Here is a 26028-nt window from a genome sequence, read left to right as displayed (position 1 = left end):
TGATTACTTTTTCTTTTATTATTTCCCTAATTGTTCCTTAGAATAACTATGGATAAATGATGTGAGTTTTTTTAATGTCTCAGGGTTTACTTCTGGGAAGACACCATGTCCTAAGTTAAAAATATATCCAGATTGACTCATACCCTCATCAAGAATAGCACGGACCTTTTTCTCAATTACTTCCCACGGAGCAAGTAACATAGCTGGCTCTAGGTTCCCCATCACTGTCTTTGAAATACCTCTTGACCTTGCTTCACTAATTGGCAACCTCCAATCAAGCCCTACAACATCTAATGGAAGGTCATTCCATTCATTCGCTAAATGACTCGCACCAACACCGAACATAATAAGTGGTACCCCTTCATCTTTCAAGCCAGTAAAGATTTTTTCCATGACAGGTTTAATATAAATACGATAATCTTCTACGTTTAATGCACCGACCCACGAATCAAAAATTTGAATGGCACTAGCACCCGCTTTAATTTGTGCCTTTACATATGTGATGGCCATTTCACCTAATTTATCCATTAGTGCAAACCAGGCTTTTGGTTCTGAATACATAAACGCTTTTGTCTTATAATAATTTTTAGAAGGTCCACCTTCGATCATGTAACTGGCTAATGTGAATGGTGCACCGGTAAATCCAATTAACGGTACAGATAATTGTTCTTTAGTTAATAACTTAATCGTATCTAGAATATATGGGACATCTTCTTCAGGATGTATCTCGCCTAACTTCTCTACATCTTGCATCGAACGAATTGGATTATCAATGACTGGGCCTACTCCAGATTTTATTTCTACCTTTACACCGAGACTTGGAAGCGGTGACATGATATCCTTGTACAAAATAGCGGCATCATTGTTATACTGTTCTACAGGAAGTCTTGTTACATATGCGCATAATTCAGGTTGATGGGTAATTTCGAACAAAGAGTATTTTTCCTTTATTGCGCGATATTCCGGCTGTGACCTGCCTGCTTGTCTCATATACCATACAGGCACATAATCAGTCTTCTCTCCTCGAGCCGCCTTAAGGAATGTATCATTTATAGTCATTAAATAACGTCCACCTTTCAATTGCCTTATGTATTTACAATACAAATAAGCTTAGAATTATTCTTATTTAGTAAATGTTCACATTAACTATAACTTTTTTCGGTGTTTATTGTACAGTACCCGCACCAAATGTCGAAAATTTGACGTTTTTATCATCAAAAACGAGGTGAAATAGTAATGAATCTTCACATGACAAGTGGCACTAGAAATTTTCTACTTCCACTCATGGAAAAATTAAGTAAAGAGAATATCGTTCTTATGCAAAATAGTCAGAATACCCTGTTAGTACATGAAACAGAAAGTAAAAAAAGTAAATTTCAACAACCAAAATCATATCAGATCCATGATTCAACCGGAGACCTTCACAGAAGTAAATTTATCGCTATTCAATATATCCCCGTAACTGATGAAAGAAAGCCCATTTTCGAATTCAACTATCAGCAATTCTCTTCAAGCTTTACAAATACAAATGGTTTCCAAGCAGCTAGGGTTTTAACCCCAATGAAAGGGAATACTTATGTAATTATTACAGCCTGGGACTCCGAATCTTCATATAAAAATTGGGAAAGCGCCAGTCCTATAGCAAAAAAAATACAGAAAGAACAAAGTAGTAAGAAAGAATTACTGACAGATCCTGCCTATACCAGTTTTTATTATATACAAACAACAGATAAATAAAAGCTTTCTCATTGAAAAAACATAGGTAAAAGGTCAATGAACGTAAAATAAAAAAACCTTACTAGAAGAAGCTGAGGCTACTTTCCTTCGCCTCAGCCTATTCATTTTCTATCACTATATTAAAAACATCGCTACAATTGTCGTTACAATTAAACCAATGACGACAGGAAGAAAATTACGCCTCGCTAACTCAAATACATCCACTTTACATATAGCGGCAACAGGAATCATCGCCCATGGAATTAACGCTCCGCCACCTACCCAAATTCCTGCAATTTGACCTAATGCCGTTAATGTTGCTGCTCCACCACCAATCGCTGTACCAAACAAACTGCCAATAGATCCAGCCAAAGATATTCCTGAAAAACCTGAGCCATCCAAACCAGTTATTGCACCTACTACCGTTAATGTAATCGCACCAACTTGTGCAGTTAATGGTACAACAGATGCAAGTGCAACACCTAAGTCGTTGACGATTCCATGTGAATGTTCAGGAAGCTGCTCTCCAATGATGGCCTGAAACCCAGCATCTCCCAAATAAAAGAACGCAGCAATGGGTATCACTGGTCCAAATACTTTAAATCCGAATTGAAATCCTTCTACTAAATAAGTGGTTATTTTTTCGAGACCTTTATGTTTATGAGAAAATAATGTGATTGTGAGTAAAATGAGTATGGCTGTACCCCCAATTAAAGCGGTTGCATCTCCTCCTTGGAGGTCAAATAAAAACATAACTACCACATCAAAGGCAAATAAAATGGGAATAAGAATAGCAAAAACTCTTTTTTGTATAGGGGTAAGTAAGTTTGCTTGCGGTAAATCAGTAGGTAAATCCGTACTTTCCGTGACAGCAGTTGACATATTTAGCTTACCTGAATTCATATCCCTCTTTATAAAGAAAAACGCTGTTAAGGTGGTGACAACCCCCATAACAATAACAAGAGGAATACTAGCCGAGATCACATCACTAACTGGTAACCCGGCTGCATCTGCTGTCAGTTTGGGGGCAGCTTGAATAACAAAATCTCCTGATAATGCTATCCCATGACCAAATAAGTTCATTGACATCGCTACCGCTAATGCTGGTAGACCTGCTCTTAGAGCGACTGGTAATAACACTGCACCAATTAAAGCAACTGCTGGGGATGGCCAAAAGAACCATGAAATGCCCATCATTAAAATACCAATTATCCAATAAGCTAATGTTGGTGTTTTAATCAGTTTAGTAAATGGTGAAATCATGACATCATTAATGCCGGTTGATGTTAATGTTTTACTCATACCTACAATAATTGAGATGACCAATATTGTAGGTAGTAATTCCGTAATAGCAAAAATAAAACTGTTAAAAATTCCACTAATCGAAGAATTAATCGAATTCGTTGCTGTGATTGCAATTAAGAATATCCCAACTATACAAATAAAGGTGGTATCTCTTCTCGCAACCATAAATCCAATAATTAATAAGATAAACACTACATAAATCCAATGAATGGCTGTTAATTCGATGCCCATGTTCGTCACTCTCCCCCCTCATCCATTTATTAGGCATATGGCCTAATGGATTACTTTAAAATATGTTTGGGAGTAAAAGTTGTGTGTATCACCATTCGACATGACTAATTTTTTTGTCGGAATTCCCCGGGAAATATGTTTAATAACAAAAAAGCCACAGAATGAACATCTGTGGCATTAAAATTTCAGTTATTTAGTTGGATTCTTCTTAGCCGATAAGCATTTTTAGCTGCCGTCCCTAATTGCTCCAACAAATGAAAATTTGCATATGCACCAACTACCGCACCAATTCCAGGAATCATTTGTAACATCTTAATTAAGTCAATATGGTCCCTGTATTCTTGTTGAAACACCTGCCAGTCCATATCTAAAAGTTCTGCTTTTTTATTTTCCCAATCTTCTACGATATCCATTGTTTCTCTACGTTTATCATCGCTGGAAAAAGCTAATTGGAAAATGTGAAGTATAAATAATCTTTCTTCATATTCTGATGTATCATAGCCATAGATCATTGCTGCATCAAATAGAAACTTCATTTTTATACTTAGAAGCAGTGGAAAATCTGCTAACCCACCTAAAAAACCAACAGCACCTGTTCCTGCTCCTTCAACAGAAGCGGTATTTCGGTATTTAATCAGCGTCTCTGTTAACTTCTCATCCTGCTCCTGTAAGGTAAGCGCTATATGAGAAGGTCTCTTTGATGTATATTCACTCCCCCATAATGTGGCTTTTACCATATGCTTTATAGCATCTGTTATCAAGTGATGAGCTTTTTCTGGTATCAATCCATTGAATTTATCCTGTGCCTGCTTGGATGTTCTTTTCCATAATCTTGACTTTTTCCGCATTTGATAGAGCCAATCTTTTACTTCTCTTGATACAACATCCTCATAACTCCCCATAATATCACACACTCCATTATCAATTACTTTTATCACCCTACGATTGAGAACGCAATGTTTTCATCATATAAAGATATGCATAACCGACAGCTACTAACCCACTTAAAACGAGGACAGCAAAGCCTACAAAGAAACTCCCTTTTATCATAAGAATGAGCGCATAAATGATGGCTTGAATGATAAGTATACGAGCAATTAACCATTTAAAAGAGTTTTCGCGGATTTTTATATCAACTGGGTAAAGGTCTATCCATAACTTATTCTGGTGTTGCTTCCATAATGGTATGAGTTGAAATCCTGTCAGATAGATAAAAAGCATGGCAATAACAACTTGCGCGATCCCATTATGAATAAAATATAACAACACACCGCCAATGGCTGTTAAACGGAAAAAGATACCTAAATAATCTCCCGTTCGGAGAAAAGTTCTTAAGTATAAATAATGATAGGTGTTTTCCTGCTGATAGGAAACCCATTGTAACAACCAGTCCAACCATTTTCTCCGCTTAATTTGATCACGTAAATGCGGTACATCTGTAAACATATTTGCCACTCGATAAAACTTAGCCATTTTTCTCTCTTCAGACTGAATGAGGAATTCCCATTTTAATCCTTTTCCTTTTGTTTTCTGATAGAAATACAAATAAAGGAGTAAAAGAATACCTATTGTAGCAATCGTGAACCCAATATGTGCTGAGCTGAATATGAAAAATAACAAAGCAACATTGATTACGAATCTAACAAATGAGTCAAAAAGATGCGTCGTATGATCCATTTCATATTGGACTCGCCAACGAATAAGCATATTCACACCTTTTACTAACAACAAAATAATTAAAAACGGTAAAAACGAACTGAAATCCCCTTGATTTACACTTGCATACATCGGCATTAATACTGCCAAGCCGATAAGAATTAAATAGGACGATAATAAAAAGCTAGTTAATATTGCTTTCTTGAAATACATACCTAGTTTGTTCTCTAAAGGAAGTAAAAACACACGATCTGCTTCTTCTAAAAAAGTATAAATAGGGCTATATGTAACGATAAGACCAAGTAGAATGGCCATAATTTCAGCCACTGGAAAATCCGAAGGGAGCGTTTTTAGCCATTCTTGATACGAATAGGCTACTGTACCAATAAGAAATACCATAACAATAACGATGTGCCCATTAAAAATATATTTTAAGTAGCGACTTAGTTCCTTCGCTCTTTTCGCTAAACGGTTCTTCCAAATACTTTGTATATCATTCATAATTTTCTTCCTTTGTTAACTGGATATATAAATCATCTAATGTAGCACCGGGCATTTTAAATTGTACCCTTAGCTCTTCTAATGTGCCCTTCGCTCTAATTTCACCTTCATGAATGATCACAAAGCGATCACAATACCTTTCTGCCGTTGCTAATATGTGCGTGGACATAAGGATACCTGCACCGCTATTTTTCATTTTCTCCATTAAATCCAATAATGATTGTATACCGAGTGGATCAAGCCCAACAAAAGGTTCATCTACAATATATAAGGAAGGTTGTACAAGGAAAGCACACATAATCATTACTTTTTGTTTCATTCCTTTAGAGAAATGAGCAGGAAACCACTTTAAGCGCTTTTCCATTCTAAATTCTTTTAGTAACTGTGCTTTTCTTTCCTTTAAGATTTCACGTTCAAGTCCATAAGCCATTGCCGTCATTTCTAAATGTTCATCTAAAGTTAATTCATCATACAAAATCGGTGTTTCTGGAATAAATGTATATTGTCTACGATAAGCATCTTTGTTACTTAAGAATGATTTTCCATTAATCGTTATCTCGCCTTTTTGTGGCTCCATTAGTCCAATAACATGCTTTATTGTTGTGCTTTTACCTGCACCATTTAAGCCGATTAATCCCACGATTTCATTTGGTTTGACATCAAAGGAAATACCCTTTAAAACGGGATTTCTCGTATAACCACCTGTTACCTCTTGAATATTTAATAACGTCATTTGATCGACCTTCCTTGTAAAAAGTTATTCTTATTGTAAGTAAATTAAAACCATATTGTAAAGAAAACAACTATTTTTTCAGGTGATGCATATCTATTCGTTTTACGGGGATTATAATTTATGAAGGGGAACACAAATCAACATTCATTATTTCAATGAATGAAATTGAATGAGGTGTCTACGGCAGACAATTATCTTTCAAATCGATTGTAGCTTCAAATGCAACTATTAAAGGAGATGTTTTTATTGCACAAATGTAATGAAAACGCATTGAGCTTTTTTTAAACATTTAAATCGCTTTACCGAAAGTGGTTTAAATCATCATTTTAAATGAGGTGTTTATTAAAGATACCAATTACACGTAATTTGTGATGGTAGTTCTTCAATGCATTTTAACAAAACTTTCAAATGAGGTGTTTGTTAAAGAGTATTTCCAAGAGTAGAAGCCCAAGAAGCATTCCCCTTCAATTTCGGCAGGATTCTTATTGAATCCTGCTTCTTTTATTTATGATTTTTCTTAATTTATGATAAAATATGGTCAATTCGAACATAAGGGAGATGAAAAGATATGAGTGATTGCATCTTTTGTAAAATTGTAGCCGGGGAAATTCCCTCAGCGAAAGTGTATGAAAATGAGCATGTCGTTGCATTTCTAGATATCAGTCAAGTAACAAAAGGACATACATTGATCATTCCAAAGGTACATAAAGAAAATATTTTTGAATTAGATGAAGAAACAGCCCGCCACGTATTTGAAGCAGTTCCAGCCATTAGCCGGGCGCTTAAAGAAGAGTTCCAGCCTGATGGATTAAACACGATTAATAACAATGGTGAAATTGCTGGCCAAACGGTTTTTCATTATCATATGCACCTTATTCCTAGATATGGTCAAGGTGATGGTTTAGGTGTCGTCTGGAAAACACATACTTCAGAATATACGCCTGAAGACCTACAAAAGATGTCACAGCAAATCCACAGTCATTTATCATAAAGGGAGGCTGGGACATAACTAAATGAGCTAACCTCAAAAAAGAACAATAACAAATTGATCTTAAAATATCATTTGCAAAAAAAAGTCCGTTCCATTGCGCTACAGTCACTCGCTTTCCGCGGGGAGGGGCTGAGCCTCCTCGGCATTGCCTGTGGGGTCTCAGCTTTCCCTCTATTTCCCGCAGGAGTCGAGTGTCTTCCGCTCCATTTCACTATTCTTTGCATATAAGGGTTCAAATCACAAAAAACCGAATGATTAGATGATAAAACTCCTAATCATTCGGATAAATCATTAGCTAGAATACTTATGTCCCAACCTCCTCATTTACAAGTATTTCTGCTAACCTTCCATATAGATGTTTCTACACTCAAACCCCAAGGCCAAAAAATATTTCTTTTTCTCCTCTCAATCTCATTTTCCTTTGTACCCCCCTCTTCGCGAAAGAATCCCGACTTAAACTATTTCTAAAAAAATTCACAATCTTTTTAATTAAGCCTGTACAAATATGTTTTTTTTGATAACATAATGATATCTTTATTTCGCTACAGCGATATAGTACAACATTGTGAATGATGGAGGGAAAAGCATGAAACGAGCATTTAACTTTAATGCAGGGCCAGCGACTTTGCCATTTGCTGTCCTAGAAAAAGCAAAAGAATCTTGGCTAGATTTTAATGGAACAGGTATGGCTTTAATGGAGTTAAGCCATAGAAGTAAAGACTATGAAAAAGTACATAACAAAGCTATTGCCTCATTAAGAAACATCCTATCCATCCCAGATGATTATGAAGTTCTTTTTCTACAAGGTGGAGCGAGTTTACAATTTTCTATGATTCCGATGAATTTATTAAAACAAGATCAGACCGCAAACTATATCCTTACTGGTTCATGGTCAGATAAAGCATTAAAAGAAGCCAAAAAGTTGGGTTCAACCCATATTGCTGCTTCAACGAAGGAAACGGGCTATCATCGCATTCCTGAGCTAGAGGAAATCAATTTGTCAGATGATGCTGCTTATCTCCATCTAACGAGCAATAATACGATCTTTGGCACACAGTGGCACCAATTTCCAAATACACAAGTCCCGCTTATTGCAGATATGTCAAGCGATATTTTGTCCCGCCCACTGCAAATAGAGCAATTCGATCTAATCTATGCAGGAGCGCAGAAAAATTTAGGACCTTCTGGGGTAACAGTAGTTATTATTCGTAAAGAACTCATTCAAAGTCAACCTGCACTACCTACGATGTTAAGCTATGACACGTATGCAAAAAACAACTCTTTATACAACACACCTCCAACACTAGCCATTTACCTTCTCTCTCTAGTTTTAGAATGGGTAGAAGAAAATGGTGGGATCGAAGCCATTCGTAAGAGAAATGAAGAGAAGTCTTCCCTTTTATACAATATGATTGATAATAGTAATGGTTTTTATATAGGGCATGCCGATGAGAATAGCCGTTCTCATATGAATGTGACTTTTAACTTAAAAAGCGAAGATCTTTCTGCAAAATTCCTTGAAGAAGCGAGTCAAGCAGGATTTGTTGGATTAAATGGGCATCGCTCTGTTGGTGGTTGTAGAGCTTCTATTTATAATGCTGTTCCATTAGAACATGTAGAAGCTTTAGTATCATTTATGAAGAACTTCAAAGAAAAATATTAACCATAAAATAGATATGTTCATATGATATTTGTGATGTTATAATATACAAAAGTTCTCGCTGCAAGCAATGAGTGCATTGTAGGAGAATATAGCTTAAAAGAGATGAGCCTTGAGGAGAGATGAGAAAATGAAGAGTAAAAATATTGTGGCCCTTGCCCTATTGGCAGGAATGGGTGTTGTACTACATGCCATAACTCCGCCAATTATTATGGGTGTAAAGCCTGACATGATGTTAGTCATGATGTTCTTAGGCATTTTATTATTTACTGACATCAAAAGCGTTGCTCTTATTGGACTTGTAAGTGGTATTCTTTCAGCCTTAACCACAGGGTTTCCAGGAGGACAAATTCCTAATATTATTGATAAGCTGATCACTGCCTTTATATTTTATGGTCTGCTGTCACTGTTAAAAAATATCAGCGCTAAATCAATTGTCGCTATTGTCTTAACAGCGATTGGCACACTGGTATCCGGATTTATATTTTTAACATCTGCTTATATCATTGTTGGTCTACCAGGTGCGTTTATCGCGCTATTTGCAGCAAGCGTCTTACCAGCCGTAATATTAAATGCAATTTTAATGGCGATTCTATTCCCAATAACAAAATCTATTAATAAACGTACTAAATTAAATGAACGTACGATTCATTTATAGAGCTTCCCCACCTGCTTGTAATTGCAGGTGGTTTTTTTATGTTTAATAAAGCTTGAAAGCGTGGTATATAAGGATTAAAAGATGCTCTTTTTACTGGATTCATGTATGATAGACGTAGACATTATTATGGAAAGGAGAGTTTAGATTGAAAGCGAAATCACTTTTTTTAGGTTTTGTCGTTGGCGGGGTAGCAGCTGCTGCAGCTACACTCTTTACTGCACCTGCTTCCGGTAAAGATACCCGAAAATATATTACTGTACAATCAAAATCAGCTTCTATTCAAATAAAAGAATTAGGTAAACAATTGACTGATATTAAGAATCAGATCGTCCATGTAGGTGAAGAAGGAAAAATAGCTCTTTCCACCTTAACCGAAGACGTATCATCTTCCATTAAACAATGGAAAAGTGAAATTCTTCCTCATCAACAAAACTTACAACAAGAAATCGCAAATATTGAAAAATCTATTGCTGAATTAGAACAAACATTAAAAGATGCCAAACCAATGAACAAAGAGTAATTCCCCTTCTATTTTACAATCCTTCTTTTTTCTATTTATTTTAGAAAAAAAGAAGGATTTCTTATTTTAAAAAAGAAATCTAATATATTATGTTATAAAAATGGTTTGCTTACGATTATGCCAAATGCTAACAGAAGTATTACTCTCTAAAAACAAGAAACAAAATCTAAAAATTATGCAAATTTATATCTTTATTAATTTTTGCTTTATTGGCATAATAAATATACAATAATAAAAAAGTAGGTGAAGCGAAATGTCAGAAACGAATTTCTCAATCAAGGAAGCCATGCTTTTCAGCCAAAGGGTTGCTCAATTGAGTAAAGCATTATGGAAATCTATTGAAAAAGACTGGCAACAATGGATTAAACCATATGACTTAAATATCAATGAACACCATATTTTATGGATTGCTTATCATTTAAATGGCGCATCCATATCTGATGTTGCGAAGTTTGGCGTAATGCATGTATCTACCGCATTTAATTTTTCTAAAAAGCTTGAAGAAAGAGGGTATCTTGAATTTTCAAAAAGAGAAAGTGATAAAAGGAACACTTACATTAAATTAACTGATAAAGGTGAAAGCGTTTTTCTAGAATTAATGGAAACATATCATCCAGATAAAAATTCTATTTATTCAGGAGCGATGCCTTTAAAAGAGTTATATGGAAAATTCCCAGAAATCATTGAAGTGATGGCCATTATCCGCAACATTTACGGAGATGATTTTATGGAAATATTCGAAAAGTCATTTTCTAATATTGATAACGAATTCGAGGAAAAAGATGGTAAACTATCAAAGAAAAAAGAATACACAAAAGAATTAGTTTAATCTTGTAAGATAAAAGCGGAATTATTAACAAACTTCTCCGCTTTTTTATTTTGGCATAAAAGGAAATTATTTATTGTTCATTGTGTAATAATAATGAAAACCCTTACATCTCTTCCCTTTGATGTTGAAATACACAAATCATTTTTTTATCGAAAAAATGGTATTGATTTTTCTTAAAGAGGAGAGTAAAGTAGTGTTTGAATTTAAAACATGAGCGCTGAACTGCGAGGGATTATTTTGTTTATGAGCTGTGTAAAGGAGATAAATGTTAACAAGCAGTATGGACAATTATGGTTAGACTTCATGTCTGCTATACTGGCATTTACTGTCTTTATTATCACCTATTTACCAATGAATTATTTGTTTCCTGATACAGTAATTAATACAGAAAGTTTAAGTATCTTTACCCTCATTCTAATTGGGTTGTATCCTATCCATAAATTAATTCATTATATTCCATTAATGCCGGTAAATAAAAATATAAAGAAATCATTGGAATTACGAGGAAAATGGGTACCTATGATCCAATTAAAAGTCAATGAACCCGTACCTAAATCTATGTATCTAACTGCTTTGATCGCACCAATTTTATTTATTAATATAACACTGTTTTTATTCATGTTATCATTTCAACAATATGGAGCGTTTTTCATTATTCTTTTATCTTTGCATATCGGATTATCATGCAGAGATCTAATCTATATAAAAATCGTAATGAATACACCAAAATATTCATATATTGAAGAGAATGAAGATGGACTCAATATATTAATACAAATCGAGGAAACTAGATAAAATCTATTCTTCCAACCTTTTATACTATCTTTTTATGATTATTTTTGATATTGTAAAACAATAGACTACGATTGACAAGGGGAGGGAATCATCGATGATCTCCATTTTCATTATTTTTGCTGTATTTATCCTATATAATATTAACAGACTTACTTTTTCCTTATGTTTACAAAAGGAAATTCCAGAGGAGAAACAACCTAAAGTATATCGAACAATTAATGTTTTAATTACGATATTGCTTATTTCTTCCTTTGTTGAAATTGCATTTACTTAAAATAAATGTAAAAAAAGCGGCCGATTTTCGCCGCTTTTTTCTCTGTATGGAAAAGCTTGAGGTATGAATTAGTAAACCCAAGAAGCTCCAATAATAACTAATAAAATGAAAAGGACAACGAGTAAAGCGAAACCTCCACCGTATCCAAATCCTCCACCGCCGTGTGACATGGATCTTCCTCCCTTCTATCGTACGTTATAAGGTCTTTTTTTATTGTCTTATAACGCTATTTTTTATAACCAAGCAGCACCTACGATGACTAATAGAATGAAAAGAACAACAATTAAAGCGAAGCCTCCGCCGTATCCAAATCCTCCACCCATGATAACACCTCCCTTATTAGGTTGTTACCACATACTATTCAAACACTCTGTCGTGCGAATAGGCGCGTATCTCGTCTTTTTATATTTTCTAAAAACTTCTCTGGACGAAATATCATTTTCAATTTCTTTATATCCTATGTTGTACTCTCCAGAATGGTTAGTCTAATACCCAAAATTTTCTTAAATAAACCTATTTTTGTAGTAAATATTTTTGTTAAGGAAATGATTTGTGTTATAGTATTTACTGTGTATATACAACAATAAACGTGGGAGTGTTCAACATGAAAAAATGGATTTTATCCCTTTCTGTTGCCACAGGTGTATTAGTTTTAAGCGCTTGTAGTTCAGGAGATTCTGAAGTAGTAGTCGAAACAGGAAACGGAAATATTACACAAGAAGACTTTTATCAAGCCTTGAAAGAGCAATATGGTGAACAAGTTCTGCAAGAACTCGTTTATGAGAAAGTCCTTTCTGAAAATTATGAGGTTTCCGAGGACGAACTTAATGAACAAGTAGATACAATGAAAGAACAATTAGGCTCTAACTTCCAATTAGCACTTGCCCAATACGGTATGGAAAGTGAAGAAGACCTAAAAGAAATGCTAAGAACAGGTCTAATGCAAGAAAAAGCGGCAATTAAAGATGTTGAAGCTACCGAAGAAGAAATGAAGGAATATTATGAGAATTATAAGCCAGAAATTCAAGCGCGTCATATTCTTGTAGCGGATAAAGAAACAGCTGAAGAAGCGAAAAAGAAATTAGATGATGGCGAAGACTTTTCTAAAGTGGCAGAAGAATATTCAACTGATACAGCATCTGCTGCCAATGGTGGCGATTTAGGTTGGTTTGGAGCTGGACAGATGGTTGCAGAATTTGAAGAAGCTGCCTATGCATTAAAAGTAGATGAAATTAGTGACCCTGTTGAATCACAACATGGTTTCCATATCATTCAAGTAACTGACAAAAAAGAAAAAGAATCATATGAAGATATGAAAGAAGAAATTGAATACCAAGTTAAAGTAGCGAAAGTCGATAGTACGATTATTCAAGACGCAATGCAAAGGGAATTAGAGAATTCAGGTGTGGAAGTAAAAGATAGTGATTTTAAAGAGTTATTCAAAGCACCTGAAGCAGAAACAGATGATTCCGAAGCAAAAGATGAAAAATAACACAAAAGACCTGGTTATTTGACATACCAGGTCTTTTCTTTGGTCTTAAAATCCATTAGAACATGCATATGTTTATTCTTTTTATATTTATAGTTCGATCTTTGTTAGCCTTGTCTTTCATATTGTTCTCGTTTTTCATCCCTTGCGGATTCTAGCCTTTGCATATAAACTTCACCTTCTTGCTCAATTTGAACATTTTCTGCCTTTCTTTCATCCCTACCTGTCTTAATCGCCATAAATGCGCTAATGAAAATACCGGCAATCACAAAGTATAGCCATATAGGTACCATTGGACTCCTCCTTACTCTCTTAGTAGAAAATATGTCTGCTTGTCCTAAAATATGCAAAAAAATTAAAAAAACTAGACTAAACAAACATACAATTTTGCTCACCTTACTCTCATTTCCATTGGCTTGATTAATACATATACAACCGAATATTTAAACTACAAAAAAAAGCAAGTTATGTGACATTCTTACACTTCACATACTTGCTATTTCTCATTTATTCATGAAAGGTCGGCTTATAAAATGCCCGATTATCTAACGCAAAGACTCTTTCAGTGTATTCACCTGGTTTGACTCTAGCTAATGACCGGTCAAGCATATTCATTTTCGCATCTAAATTATCAATATAATGAATGATTTCCGCTTCTTTAATTAAAGGCGGTTTCGGACTTCCCCATTCTGCCTTACCATGGTGAGACAGAACAATATGCTGTAAAATAACGACCTCTTCTCCTTGAATTGATAGCTCCTCAGCCGCTGTTTCAATCTCACTAACCATGATGGAAATATGACCGAGTAAGTTTCCCTTTACTGTATAAGTTGTGGATATAGGACCAGATAGCTCTGTTACTTTACCTAAATCATGGAGAATGATGCCCGCATATAATAAATCCTTATCCAAACTAGGGTAAAGATTTGCAATCGCTTTAGCAAGGTCTAACATTGAAACAACATGATAAGCTAATCCTGAGACAAATTCATGATGATTTTTAGTGGCTGCAGGATATTCCAGAAACTCAGCTTGATATTTCTTTAATAAATGTCTAGTGATTCTTTGGATATTAGGGTTTTTCATTTCAAAAATGTATTGTGTGACTTTCCCCATCATTTCTTCAGCGTCAATAGGAGCTGTCTCTAAAAAGTCCGCTAACTTTACCGTATCATTGTCGTTTGAAGGACGAATTTGTCTTATCCGCAGCTGCTGTCGTCCACGATAATTTAAGATATCTCCCGCCACTTTGACAATCGTTTCTGGCACATAATTATTTTCATCCTGTTCGGAAACATCCCAAAGTTTTGCTTCGATATCCCCGCTTTTATCTTGAAAAATAATAGTTAAAAAAGGTTTGCCGTTACTTGCCATCCCTTTTGTAGCATTTTTTATTAATAAGAACAATTCAACCTGTTCCCCAATATCATAATACGCGATCCCTTTGGTCATCGTTATACCTGCCTCCTCTACGTCTTACCTTTAAGTAAAAGTATACCATATCTCACTTACCGCCTTCATTTTTAAAAACTTGTTGCTGTTTGTAGTTCACTTAAATCAATTACTTCATCCCGGTTAAAGCTTTGCAACATCCCTTTATGGCAAGTAAAGAAAATAACCTGCTGTTCTTTACCTCTTAATACTCGCATCACTTCTTCCACCCTTTTATGATCAAAGTTCACAAATCCATCATCAATGATAAAAGGGAGCTGATAACGAGAGAACACAATTTCTGCCAAGCTCAATCGTAAACTAATATAAAGTTGCTCAGCGGTTGATTGACTTAATGATCTCGGCTCAAAAAACATCCCTTCCTTATGCTCTAATAATAATTGGTTTTTGTCACTATCATAAAGAATCCGCTTATATTGCCCTAAGGTTAAATCAGAAAAATACCCCTCAGCTTTTTTTAATATTTTTGGGAATTCTTCTTCTTTAAAGGTGTTCACCGTTTCAGATAACAAGCTTTTTGCGGTTGCATACACAGCCCATTCCTTAGCAAGCTCATTCCACTCGGCTTTTAATTGTTTGTATTTGTGCAATAAGTCAGCATAAATCCCGCCTTCTTCTAATTGTTTAATTTCATAAGAAAGATGATGTAATATTTCTTGTTGCTTAGTTATTTTTTCTTTCTTCGTATCAATGCTTATTTGGTATTCTTTTATTTGTTCTTCTGTCGGTCTTGATTCAACATATTTATTTAACTTCTCTTTAGATAAGTTTGTCATATTTAATTTTAATTTTTCCGTACGTAGCTCTTCTTTAATGGCTTGCTTTCTTTGAGCCGCCATCCCTTTTTCTTTAAAAGAAACGATTGAAGGCACATCTGCTTCTTTTAGTAACGATTGAATATCATTATCTCTATTTGCTATTTTCTCCTCTATAATTGTTATATCTGATTGAATCGATTCTTTTATTTCCTTATTTTTTTCAAAGTTTGCAAGTTTGTTTCTTTCTTTATCGATCACCTCTTTTAGCTGAATCACGCCATCAGCATATGAGCGTGGTTCTATAGTTAATAAGGAGAAATAATGAGTGAGTTTCTCCTCTATATTAATAATAGATTGGCTCAAGGTATCTAATTTCGTTTTCTTTACCTTCTTTTTTCTGATTGTGCTCTTCATCTCTTCAATCAATAAAAAGGCATCAAGTAATTGATTTTTCATAGTTGCTTTATTTAATTTATATGGCTCTGCTATGCGATCTATCTTACTATTTACTTCCCTCATCTCATCTTCCCACACTTCATATGCGGCAATGATTTTTTCATACTGACTATTAACATAATCTAATCGATGAGCGTATTCGGCAACTTCTGCTTCTTGTTGCTTATTTCTTTCAATTTGCTGCTTCCAATTATCTACCTGCTCTTTAGCAGCGATGGGCTCTTTCCTTTCTAATTCCACCTTCTGTTGACTTAAATAATCTAATTCTTCTTTTATTCCATCGGAATAGCCTGCCTTCTGTTTGAAAAATGAACTAATAAAGGTGAGACAAATCCCCCCAATCGCTAACGCTTGAGTAAGGAATGAATCTTCTAAAAACCCCCATAAACCGATGAAAATGAATAATAAGAATAGTGAACTCAGCTTCATATATTCTATTTTTTTGGATTTCTTATCCTTAGCTATTGCTTGTTTAAATTTCTCTGTGAGCAATTGTATTTTGACATCGATTTCATTTAATCTCTGATGATGACTTTCCTTTTGCTCAAATGTAGTGATTTTGTTAACAATGTTTGTTCTCTCTTCCTTTGATAGTAACTGCTTTCTTTTTTCATTTATTTTATTTTCTAAATTAGATAATTCAGTTCTTACAGTCTCCGACTCCTCATCCAACTGCACTTTTTTATCCGTCAACCTCGACTTCTTCTTCGTTACATTTGTGATAAGCTCTTTTTGAAACATACTCGTATCAAAAGATAAAATCTCTTCTTCTGATATGTGCATATGTAGCTTATCTGACATATGCTGCAATTCTTCTTCCAAAGCTTTTATTTCGAGTTGCAATTCTTTCTTCGTTTGTACTTGATTTTCTCTAACAGTATTCCGTTCGCAAACCGCTTCGATTTCCGCTCTATTTTCAAGTATTTCCTTCTGTAAGTCTGCATTTAGTAATTTTTTCTCAAGGTTATTTCTTTTCGTGATTAGTTCATTTCTTTGGTCTTCTAATACTTCCTTTTTCTGTTGAAGAGTATCTAATCGCTTTAACCCATCTATTGGAAAATCATCTACGTCTAATTGCCTTTCTTCAGTTAGTAAACTTAAATAATGAATATATACTTCCTCAACTGTTAACCACTTCTTTAAAGAACTGAGCAACTCTTCTAACTGTTCGACTTCTTCTTCAAGTTGTTCGTTGCTACTAATTAATTCTTCTTTTTTCTCTGTTCGTTCTTTATAAAGGCTATTCGTTTTTTCTGCTTTCTTTAGATCTTCATATGCTTTTTTTAGTTCTTTTAAACCGTTGTTTAAAACCGGCTTTGTTCCAGATGGCTTAAAGCGCAGATCTAGTTGCTTTTGCAAATATTGTTCCGCCTTTAAGATGCCATCTGTACCAACTACTGCAGAAGAAAATAAAAAATGCCCTAAATCTTCTTTACTAAAAGATTGCACATTTTGAATATCAAACAGATCAAAAGAAAAGATCGCTCGGTATAATGATTGATCCATTCCTTGAAGCAATTCCTCTAATAAAGCGTAACCTCCGCTTCTTCCAGAACTGAGCACGACATTCACTTCATCAGGCGTTCTTTCCTTTACTCTCTCAATCGTGGCTTCTTGACCATCTGGTAAAGTGACAATCAGTTTGCCACCATATTGACTACTATTCTTAGGTTTATAATTTCTTTCATTTCCTTTTTTAGAAGGAAAACCAAATAACATACTATGAATAAAAGACATTAGTGTTGATTTACCCGCTTCGTTTTGCCCGTAAAAACAATGAAAATCGTTTAACTTTTCAATTTTGATATTTTCCCATTTTCCGTACCCATAGATCTCCATCCCTTTAAGCTTCATTCATTCACCCCCTCCACTAATAGTTCAAGTAACAATTGTTTTGCATCTGCAACAATTTCATTCTGATCTGTTGCTGATAATTCATCGATCCATCGACTTGCTTGCTTATGTCTATACAATGGGGATAATGCTTTCAGTACTATTTCTTCATTTGCAAGATCGAACATTTCTTTATAAAAAGGTGACTGATTTCGTAAACTTTCCTCATCCCACACTAACTCCTTTTTCACTTTTAACTCATTTACCCAAACGAAGGATTGGTGCATTCGTTCCGTTTCTTGGAGAAATTCTATTAATTCACCTGACCGAATGGCCTTTTCTTCCATTTCACTCATAGTTAAGTGTTGTAATTCTAATTTAAGTATAATGGCTTTGCCTTCTCTTCTTTTTGATTCTAACAATTTGGTACAATTTGATAATAAAACCTCGAAAGAATTGAATGGACGACAATCAAGGATCACTTCCTCCCAAATCACGTCATTTGTCTCAATAAATTGCTTTTCGCAAATATGCTCCTGTAATTCGATTAAATAACAACCTTTTATACCTGTTTCCTTTTTATGTCGTCCTTGTATATTCCCTGGGTAAATAATTGGTGGTACTGTATTGATTTCTGCTCTTTTATGTATGTGACCAAGGGCCCAATAATCAAATTGTTTTTCTATTAAGTCAGAAATGGTAAACGGTGCATAGTTGCCATGTTCTGTTAACCCCTCCAAGTTCCCATGTAAAATGCCAATATGATAACCAGCTGCTTCTTCTTTTTGATAAAGCCGAACGATTCTTTCATGGACATGTCGTTCTGGATAACTAAAGCCATAAAGATGAATAATCGTATCCTTTTTTTGAAATCTAGTTACTTCTGGTGTTTCGCCAAACATAAATACATTCTCTGGCATCGTTAATTTAATCCACTCTCCACCTAGATGATCATGGTTACCATGTACGATAAATGCACGAATTCCAGCCTTATGTAACCGTAACATTTGTTCTCGCAAGATGTTTTGTGCCTTTATACTCCGATCACTTGCATCGTATAAATCTCCCGCTATAATCACAAAATCAACTTTCTCACTTATTGCAACATCAATAAGCTTCATAAATGAACGGAATGTACTTTCCTTTAACCGCTCAAATATGAAGTCAGGTAAATCTTTTAATCCAACCATTGGGCTGTCTAAATGTAAATCTGCAGCATGAATAAATTTGATAGGCTCCATTTTGATCCCTCTTACATTTTTCTTTTATTTTAACGCAAAACAAATACGAATGCACGTTCTTACCAATCGATGGGTAAAATTCAAAATACGCACAAGGAACAGACGAATGAGCGCAATCTCTTGTTTACTCATTTATAAATTGCTATATAGTAACTTAATGCTTAAATAAAAATATTCGGCTCTTAATTACATAAGAAAAACTGCACCTCCAGTTGTTAAATTGTGTCTAACAATTGGGGTGCAGTTCAATCTCCTGGTTTATGTTTAGATACTTCCTCTAATTGCTTTAAACAACTTATTTTTGCCGTTGCCAATAGTAAATGGCGAGTTGTGTACGATCGCGCAGCTCCAATTTATCAAGGACAATCGAAAGAACATTACGCACGGTCCCTTCACTTAAATAAAGCTGCTTCGCTATTTCTTTATTTGATAACCCTTCCACCACAAGTTCCATCACGTCTTTTTCCCGTTCGGTTAACTCCAAGAACTCAGCCGACTGATTTTGATGTACAAGTTTATCAAGCACTTCCGGAGTAAGGACCATCGAATTGGATTCGATTGCACGGATTTGTTTGGCCATATCTTTGATCGCACTAGATTTTATGATGTAGCCCTCAGCACCTGCTTTTAAAGCCAGTCGAATATTCATTTTATCTTGAAAGGTTGTCAGCATCATTATTTTAATATGTGGCCAGTTTCTTTTTATCATCTTTGTACTTTCAATTCCATTCAATACTGGCATTTGAATATCCATTAGAATAAGGTCTGGTTGAATTTTCTCACAAAAAGAAATCGCTTCACGTCCATTTTCAACCACACCAACAACTGTAATATCTTCCTCTTTATCGAGAAGTAATTGTAAGCTCTGACAGATTAAGCAATCATCATCCACAATTAATATATCCATAGCTACTCCCTCCTTCTCTGTAAAGGTAAGACACATACAAGCAAATACCCATTTTGACGATCAATTGTTAAGCTTCCTTTTAACGTTCTTGCCCTTAATTGTAAACTTCTTATTCCACTGCCATTCACTGATTTTTTTGTAACGGTGCCGTTATCATGAATTTTTAACCTTACAAGTGTTTCAGTAACATCAAGTTCAACTTCCGTTTTCGTCGCATTACTATATTTACTTACATTTGTAATAGCTTCCTTAAGACAGGCTTCCAACATCATCCAAGATTGCGACGATACATTATCAACATTTCCATTATATTTAAATTCTACAAACAATGGCTCTGCATCTGCTACGATTCTTTGCAACCTCTCTACACCTATATAAGTAACAGGTGTAAGATTATGCACTGTATTTCTTAATCTCGTAGTACTCCTCGAAAGCCTGATTTTCACCTGTTCCAGGAGGCCGTGTGCTTGTTTTTCATTATCTACTTGTTCATATGCTTGAATAGCTAGAAGTGCACCTGTTAAATCATGTCCTAGGTGGTCATGGAGTTCTCTTGAAATCCGATTTCTTTCCTTCAGTTCCGCTGCCTTTTCCACCTCAAAATAAGCGTCTAAAAGCTCCATTTTGATCCGTTCAAGCTCATACTTTTCCTTTCTTTCCATGTCTAATGTCTTTTCTAGTTGCTTACGTTCTTTCATTGAATGATAAGTGAAGTTTCCCACTATTACTGTGAGAAAACTATACCAAATCAAAGTGAGATCAAGGGGATGAGAAACAATCATTAAAATCGTTATTGGGAAAAACAACCACCATTTCCCCACTATTGCTGCTTCGAAAATAGCAATGGCTAAACCGTATAAGGCAAACGGAAAGTACGGAATAAAAGCTATACAGAGGATTAATTCAATAAGAAAACTCCATTTAGTTATGGAAAACCTTATACGTATGCTCATAACTATTAGCAAAAGCAGGATAAAAACAATTCCCTCAAAGTCAGTAGTACTTAGGAGCCAAAGATGTGCTAAGATAAGTAATTGTGCTATTCGCCAAAATATCACAAATCTAAAATATCGCTCGTACACTCTCATATGCACATCTCTCCTCACCTATCAATGCAATTTTTTCACACTTCCAATTATTAAAAATAAAAACATATATAAAATAAGCATTCCATTCACAAGCAGAAACTCCTTCACTTCGCCACCAAAAATAATCCAATCTATTCCCCAAGCTAGCCAAAAAGTCGGCAATGTAATCGCTACTTTTTGTAAAACTTCTGGTAATAATTCAATGGGAATCAAGACCCCACCGATTAAAGCAATTACACTGATCATCGACATAAAAATTAACATGGATATTTCTTTATTACGAAAAAAAGAAATCCACATTAGCGCAAAAGCAATCGATGCCATACTAAATGTCAAAAATAAAATGAGCAACCAAAAAGGCTGATAAAGTTCTTTCCCAAAAAATACGCCACCATAGACTAAAATAAGACATTGTAAGACTAAAATTAGAAAATAGGCTAGCAAATTTTGTGCTAGATAACTAAAATGACTGATGGGGGCAATTGATAACTTTTTGGCAATTCCTCTCATCCTATCTTCTAAAATTAATCCGGAGAGCTTCAAACTAATAAATAAAATAAAAATACCAAAATATTGATATCCGTATGGAAGATGTGGCCAATATTCGCCTGATGGTAGAAAGATCGCAACAACTGGGAAGAGAAATAGAATCAGCAAACTTGTTTTATTCGCTATACTTCTCTTCAGTACATAATGAAAAACAGTCATTTAAATCTTCCTCCTACCTAGGACATACACGATTATAAAAGTAATGACAATTCCGATTCCTAATCGAAACATATAAATATAAGCATCAGAAAACAAATTACTTTGCGCATAGCTAATGGCATTAGCAGCTAACAATAATGGATTAAGGTACTCATTAATGAATGTAATAACCGGATAATCAGGAATTGGAAAAAACAACCCTGCCAGCACGACGCAACCAATTCCATACACATCACTTAAACGTTCTGCTAATTTAATATTTTTCACAGAAAAAATAAGAATTAAACTTACAAGGCTTGATAGTACTGCCAATAAGGCAATGATATACATGACCCAGAACACATTCCCCCACTCTACATTTAACCCCACTCCTGTAAATAGCACTAACAAAAAGCCTAGAAAAATGGAGAAAAACATGCCACATAAGGAGATTGAGAGAGCATAAAGTGGTAGACTCATCGGTGCCACCAATATACGTTGCCGCCTTGCTGAAAATAAATCATCTTGAATATAGGCAATCACGATTGAACCGCCGAACAATTGAAACACGAGTGTCATTAACTGTGCTGTATCATAGAACGCCAGATCACCGTATTGATTTTTCATATCACCTAATACGAAATAAAAAATGGTAATAAGTATAATCGGAACAACTAAGAGCAACAGTAGCGTAATATAATCTCGGCTCATTCGAATCAATGTATAAGGAATTGTTCGTAAGACACGCATCATACACTGCCTCCATCCCTCAAAGTTCTTCCGGTCAAAGTTAAAAAAACATCCTCTAAATTCGGTTTTTCTACATTAATGCCGACAACGCCAGAGTCTTCTTTTATAATCGTTAAAATACGATCAAGATGTCCGGAATTGGCCGAAGTTACAATCAAAATTTGATTCCCATCTTTGATCACTTGTTTTACATCTGGCAGCGCTTGAATATTCGCTAAAGAGACCTCTTCAGGATGACTAACTTCTACCTTAATTTTCTCTTCATGCTGAATGTTTTGAATCAACTCTTGAACGGTTCCTTTTGTAATGATTTGCCCTTTATCTAATATCACGACCTCTGATGCAATCGCTTCAACCTCTTCCATATAATGCGTTGTATATAGAATGGTCGTTCCTTTACTTTGTAATTGCTTTACAGCCTGCAAAATATGGTTTCGAGATTGCGTGTCAATGCCTACGGTCGGCTCATCCATAATTAATAACTTAGGATTATGAACAAGGGAACATGCGATATTCAGTCGCCTTTGCATTCCCCCAGAAAAATTTTGTGCCTTTCCCTTTGTTTGCTCCGCTAATCCAACAAACGCTAATGCTTCTGCGACCCTTCTTTTTCTTTCCTCCCCCTTTAAGCCGTAAACCCCGGCAAAAAAGTTCGCATTCTCCTTTGCTGTCAATTCTGGAAAAATTGATATTTCCTGCGTAACTAAACCAATTTTCTCTTTATTTTTATTTTGAAATGGTTTCTTTCCATCCCCAAATAACGTAACATTCCCTTGATTAACTGTCTCCATTCCTGTGAGACATCTAATTAAGGTTGATTTCCCCGCTCCATTAGGACCAAGTAAACCAATAATTTGGCCCTCATTTATTTCTAAATCAATGTAATCCAACACGAGTTTCGAATCATAACGTTTCACAATCCCATTTAGTGAGGCTATCATCCTCTCACACCCTTTCACCTTTGTTAGTGTAAGTATGTCAAGAAAGGCCAAAGGCAAATAGTTACATTTGTCATTGATTTATTTTACTTCTGCCACTTTTCAATTAAAAAGGGAAAAAAGTTGCTTACGTACCAACAAGAAACATTACCAGTGCCCTTAGATTAGGTTTATCATGATTTTAATAAATTTAATATGGCCGCTACTACCTTTCATCGATTCTTTTTTTCCTAAAAAAGCTTCTTCATACACAAGTATGAGAAGCTCGAATGTTAATAACTACTTATTTTTCTTTCTTCGTTAATTGAATCGCTTTTTTAATATCTTTATACGAAGTGGAACGACCATACATTAAGACACCGCCACGATATACACGTGCACCGAATATCGCCAATATAATTGTCGTCACAATAAGCACGACCATGCCTAATATCGGTTCCCATACTGGCAATGAAAGCATTCCTACTCTTAAGAACATCAGCATTGGCGTAAAAAAAGGAATATAAGAGGCTATAGTAATGAAAGTTGTATCTGGATCAGATAGACCATACATGGAGAGTAAAAAGCCGACAATGACTAACATCGTCATTGGCATAATCATTTGTTGAACATCTTCAATCCGGCTAACTAATGACCCAAGAAAAGCGGCTAACGTCGCATATAAAAAATAACCTAATAAGAAAAAGATAGCAGCGTACACCAATATCCCAATAGATAAGTTGCTGAACCCAAATGCTTCGAACCAGCCACCTTCAAGCTTAGACATGCTTTCTCTTAAAGCAAGGAAACCAATGGAACCTAGAATAAGCATTTGAGTCACACTCAATAGAGCAATCCCAAGTATCTTAGCAAACATTTGCTGAACAGGTGGGGTACTTGAAATAAGAATTTCCATGATTCTAGATGATTTCTCAGTTGCCACTTCATTGGCAATCATACTCGCATACATGATAACAGCAAAATAAATTAAGAATAATACCACATAAACAAGACCTCTTGCCTGACTTAATTCTTCTTCAGATTTCGCATTTTCCTCAAGCGCAGTCGTCTCGAACGATACAGGCGCATACAATGTCTGCAATTGCTCTGGTGATAAATTTATACTCTCTGCAGTTAATTCCGTCTTTATTTGCTGCAAAGCTGTTTGCAATAAGCTAGAAATAGTGGTGTCAGCTATACTCAAAGATTTATATTCACCGCTAATGGGATCATCACCGTTAGAAGTTAAGTAAAGTGCACCTATAAATTCCCCCGATATTACCTTCTCTTCCACTTCAGCTTCTGACTGTTGTACACTTTCTAAGATAACTTCCTCCGATGTATATGCCTCTATACGTTCTATTGCATCGATGGAGCTGTTTGTTTCATCTATCACTGCCACTTTTGGTGTTTCTTCATTAGAAAAAGTATCAATAATAGTTGTAATATTGGCTAACAGCACGAATAAAAGTGCCGTAATGATTGTTGTGATTAGAAAAGACCTTGTTTTTATTTTGGTCCAATACGTATGCCATAGAATTGTCCAAAAATTATTCATAAGAAGCACCTGCCTTTTCAATAAAAATATCATTTAAAGATGGTTCTTCAAGCATAAATTTACGAATAAACCCTTTGCCAACGATATCCTTTAAAATATCGTCCGCTGCCCATTCATTTTCAATTTGCAGATGCACCCCTTCTGTTGTCATTTTAAATTTCTTCACAGCAGGATGGTCTTGCAAAAAACTCATAGAAAAATCACCATGAATGATTAATGATTTCTTTCCATAAGAACGCTTAATTTCCTTCAACTCACCATGGACAACAGGCTTACCTTTTTGCATGATACAAAGATGCTCACATAACTCTTCGACATGTTCCATGCGGTGAGAAGAAAATACGATTGAAGTCCCACTATTTTTTAAGTCTACAACCGCTTCTTTTAGCAGTTCTACATTTACTGGATCTAATCCGCTAAACGGTTCATCAAGAATCAATAGTTTAGGTTTATGTAAAATACTAGATATAAATTGAATCTTTTGTTGATTCCCTTTTGATAGTTCCTCTACTTTCTTTGTTTTGTAATCAGGTACTTTAAAGCGCTCAAGCCAGTTGTCTAATTCCTTCAAGGCAGCTTGTTTATCCATCCCTCTTAACCGTGCTAAGTAAACAAGTTGCTCTTTCACTTGTAATTTAGGATATAATCCTCGCTCTTCAGGTAAATAACCAATTTGACCACTCACTGAATAATTAATGGGTTTGCCTTGCCAAGTGATGTTTCCTTTCGTTGCATCAATTAATCCTAAAATCATTCGAAAAGTAGTCGTCTTTCCAGCACCATTCGCTCCTAAAAAACCGAACATTTCCTTTTCAGGTATTTCGATAGATATATCGTCTACTGCCGTAAATTGGCCAAACTTCTTCGTTACATTTTCTAATTTTAAAGACATATAACTTTGTCCCTCCCTTTCATTCATTTACGGTCTAAAACTATAAAAGTTTCATCAAATAAGTATGTTTCTTTTTGCAAGATTGATGGAATTATGCCAAAATATAATTAAATATCGGAATATTCAACTAC

General features: G+C 35.1%; 27 protein-coding genes. 9 read left to right on the top strand and 18 right to left on the bottom strand.

Translation table 11 applies throughout. The annotated features are described in order from the left end of the window. Positions 1 to 18: 18 nt before the first annotated feature. Positions 19 to 1059 carry a uroporphyrinogen decarboxylase gene (gene hemE / locus H9655_RS13220; protein ID WP_191814742.1) on the bottom strand — a complete coding sequence of 347 codons (1041 nt, stop codon included), beginning with the start codon at positions 1057 to 1059 and terminating at the stop codon, positions 19 to 21. 177 nt (positions 1060 to 1236) lie between these two features. On the opposite strand from hemE, the gene H9655_RS13215 reads away from it, so the two are divergent. Beyond that, positions 1237 to 1737: an antibiotic biosynthesis monooxygenase family protein gene (locus H9655_RS13215; protein ID WP_191814740.1), complete on the top strand. Its 501-nt coding sequence runs from the start codon at positions 1237 to 1239 to the stop codon at positions 1735 to 1737. Between the two features lie 114 nt (positions 1738 to 1851). Here H9655_RS13215 and H9655_RS13210 read toward each other — a convergent pair whose 3' ends face one another. The 4 genes from H9655_RS13210 to H9655_RS13195 all read right to left on the bottom strand — a co-directional run bounded on the left by H9655_RS13210 (position 1852) and on the right by H9655_RS13195 (position 6142). After that, positions 1852 to 3252 (bottom strand): hypothetical protein, encoded by a 1401-nt coding sequence (locus H9655_RS13210; protein WP_191814738.1) that lies wholly within the window; start codon positions 3250 to 3252, stop codon positions 1852 to 1854. 185 nt (positions 3253 to 3437) lie between these two features. Beyond that, on the bottom strand, positions 3438 to 4154 hold the full coding sequence (locus tag H9655_RS13205; protein ID WP_191814736.1) for an EcsC family protein: 717 nt from the start codon (positions 4152 to 4154) through the stop codon (positions 3438 to 3440). A gap of 37 nt (positions 4155 to 4191) precedes the next feature. Beyond that, positions 4192 to 5409 carry an ABC transporter permease gene (locus H9655_RS13200; RefSeq protein WP_191814734.1) on the bottom strand — a complete coding sequence of 406 codons (1218 nt, stop codon included), beginning with the start codon at positions 5407 to 5409 and terminating at the stop codon, positions 4192 to 4194. Then, the gene (locus H9655_RS13195) at positions 5402 to 6142 is read right to left on the bottom strand and encodes an ABC transporter ATP-binding protein (RefSeq protein WP_191814732.1); all 741 of its coding nucleotides are present in this window, start codon (positions 6140 to 6142) and stop codon (positions 5402 to 5404) included. Before H9655_RS13195 ends, H9655_RS13200 begins: the two co-directional genes overlap by 8 nt. 568 nt (positions 6143 to 6710) lie before the next feature. Here H9655_RS13195 and H9655_RS13190 point away from each other — a divergent pair. The 7 genes from H9655_RS13190 (at position 6711) to H9655_RS13160 (ending at position 11869) form a co-directional block, all read left to right on the top strand. After that, complete coding sequence (locus tag H9655_RS13190; protein WP_191814730.1) at positions 6711 to 7133, top strand: HIT family protein; 423 nt, start codon at positions 6711 to 6713, stop codon at positions 7131 to 7133. A gap of 586 nt (positions 7134 to 7719) precedes the next feature. Beyond that, the gene (gene serC / locus H9655_RS13185; protein WP_191814728.1) at positions 7720 to 8796 is read left to right on the top strand and encodes a 3-phosphoserine/phosphohydroxythreonine transaminase; all 1077 of its coding nucleotides are present in this window, start codon (positions 7720 to 7722) and stop codon (positions 8794 to 8796) included. A gap of 127 nt (positions 8797 to 8923) precedes the next feature. Beyond that, positions 8924 to 9451, top strand: a complete 528-nt coding sequence (locus tag H9655_RS13180) for a tryptophan transporter (protein ID WP_191814726.1) — start codon at positions 8924 to 8926, stop codon at positions 9449 to 9451. A gap of 145 nt (positions 9452 to 9596) precedes the next feature. Beyond that, complete coding sequence (locus tag H9655_RS13175; protein WP_191814724.1) at positions 9597 to 9971, top strand: YtxH domain-containing protein; 375 nt, start codon at positions 9597 to 9599, stop codon at positions 9969 to 9971. A 253-nt stretch (positions 9972 to 10224) separates the two neighbouring features. Beyond that, positions 10225 to 10800 carry an HTH-type transcriptional regulator Hpr gene (locus H9655_RS13170; RefSeq protein WP_191814722.1) on the top strand — a complete coding sequence of 192 codons (576 nt, stop codon included), beginning with the start codon at positions 10225 to 10227 and terminating at the stop codon, positions 10798 to 10800. 210 nt (positions 10801 to 11010) lie between these two features. Next, positions 11011 to 11595, top strand: coding sequence for a DUF3267 domain-containing protein (locus H9655_RS13165; protein WP_225230632.1), 585 nt, complete (start codon positions 11011 to 11013; stop codon positions 11593 to 11595). A gap of 94 nt (positions 11596 to 11689) precedes the next feature. Continuing rightward, positions 11690 to 11869, top strand: coding sequence for a hypothetical protein (locus tag H9655_RS13160; RefSeq protein WP_095369911.1), 180 nt, complete (start codon positions 11690 to 11692; stop codon positions 11867 to 11869). Positions 11870 to 11937: 68 nt separating this feature from the next. On the opposite strand, the gene H9655_RS13155 is transcribed toward H9655_RS13160, so the two are convergent. Then, positions 11938 to 12039, bottom strand: a complete 102-nt coding sequence (locus H9655_RS13155) for a YjcZ family sporulation protein (RefSeq protein WP_191814718.1) — start codon at positions 12037 to 12039, stop codon at positions 11938 to 11940. 63 nt (positions 12040 to 12102) lie between these two features. Further along, positions 12103 to 12192, bottom strand: a complete 90-nt coding sequence (locus tag H9655_RS13150) for a YjcZ family sporulation protein (protein ID WP_095369913.1) — start codon at positions 12190 to 12192, stop codon at positions 12103 to 12105. Positions 12193 to 12473: 281 nt separating this feature from the next. On the opposite strand from H9655_RS13150, the gene H9655_RS13145 reads away from it, so the two are divergent. Continuing rightward, positions 12474 to 13361, top strand: coding sequence for a peptidylprolyl isomerase (locus tag H9655_RS13145; protein WP_191814716.1), 888 nt, complete (start codon positions 12474 to 12476; stop codon positions 13359 to 13361). A 104-nt stretch (positions 13362 to 13465) separates the two neighbouring features. On the opposite strand, the gene H9655_RS13140 is transcribed toward H9655_RS13145, so the two are convergent. The 11 genes from H9655_RS13140 to H9655_RS13090 all read right to left on the bottom strand — a co-directional run bounded on the left by H9655_RS13140 (position 13466) and on the right by H9655_RS13090 (position 25897). Next, a complete protein-coding gene (locus H9655_RS13140; RefSeq protein ID WP_191814713.1) occupies positions 13466 to 13651 on the bottom strand; it encodes a sporulation YhaL family protein in 186 nt (61 codons plus the stop codon). 214 nt (positions 13652 to 13865) lie between these two features. After that, positions 13866 to 14810, bottom strand: coding sequence for a 3'-5' exoribonuclease YhaM (gene yhaM / locus H9655_RS13135; protein ID WP_191814712.1), 945 nt, complete (start codon positions 14808 to 14810; stop codon positions 13866 to 13868). 71 nt (positions 14811 to 14881) lie between these two features. Further along, positions 14882 to 17878, bottom strand: coding sequence for an ATP-binding protein (locus H9655_RS13130; protein WP_191814710.1), 2997 nt, complete (start codon positions 17876 to 17878; stop codon positions 14882 to 14884). After that, positions 17875 to 19098: a metallophosphoesterase family protein gene (locus tag H9655_RS13125; protein WP_191814708.1), complete on the bottom strand. Its 1224-nt coding sequence runs from the start codon at positions 19096 to 19098 to the stop codon at positions 17875 to 17877. The genes H9655_RS13130 and H9655_RS13125 overlap by 4 nt, the downstream gene beginning before the upstream one ends. Positions 19099 to 19393: 295 nt before the next feature. After that, complete coding sequence (locus tag H9655_RS13120) at positions 19394 to 20005, bottom strand: response regulator transcription factor (protein WP_191814706.1); 612 nt, start codon at positions 20003 to 20005, stop codon at positions 19394 to 19396. A gap of 2 nt (positions 20006 to 20007) precedes the next feature. After that, the gene (locus tag H9655_RS13115) at positions 20008 to 20958 is read right to left on the bottom strand and encodes a sensor histidine kinase (RefSeq protein WP_225230631.1); all 951 of its coding nucleotides are present in this window, start codon (positions 20956 to 20958) and stop codon (positions 20008 to 20010) included. A gap of 156 nt (positions 20959 to 21114) precedes the next feature. Next, entirely contained in the window at positions 21115 to 21801 is a 687-nt protein-coding gene (locus H9655_RS13110; protein WP_191814702.1) for an ABC transporter permease, read from the bottom strand. Further along, positions 21802 to 22533 (bottom strand): ABC transporter permease, encoded by a 732-nt coding sequence (locus H9655_RS13105; protein WP_225230630.1) that lies wholly within the window; start codon positions 22531 to 22533, stop codon positions 21802 to 21804. Further along, positions 22530 to 23471, bottom strand: coding sequence for an ABC transporter ATP-binding protein (locus tag H9655_RS13100; protein WP_191814700.1), 942 nt, complete (start codon positions 23469 to 23471; stop codon positions 22530 to 22532). The genes H9655_RS13105 and H9655_RS13100 overlap by 4 nt, the downstream gene beginning before the upstream one ends. A 280-nt stretch (positions 23472 to 23751) precedes the next feature. After that, positions 23752 to 25005 (bottom strand): ABC transporter permease, encoded by a 1254-nt coding sequence (locus H9655_RS13095; RefSeq protein WP_191814699.1) that lies wholly within the window; start codon positions 25003 to 25005, stop codon positions 23752 to 23754. Further along, on the bottom strand, positions 24998 to 25897 hold the full coding sequence (locus H9655_RS13090) for an ABC transporter ATP-binding protein (RefSeq protein ID WP_191814697.1): 900 nt from the start codon (positions 25895 to 25897) through the stop codon (positions 24998 to 25000). The genes H9655_RS13095 and H9655_RS13090 overlap by 8 nt, the downstream gene beginning before the upstream one ends. Positions 25898 to 26028: the final 131 nt, after the last annotated feature.

Source organism: Cytobacillus stercorigallinarum, assembly GCF_014836495.1.
In the GTDB taxonomy this organism is placed as follows: Bacteria; Bacillota; Bacilli; order Bacillales; family Cytobacillaceae; genus Cytobacillus; species Cytobacillus stercorigallinarum.
The sequence above is the reverse complement of the archived record's forward strand: the minus strand, read 5'-3'. Positions and strand labels throughout refer to the sequence as shown.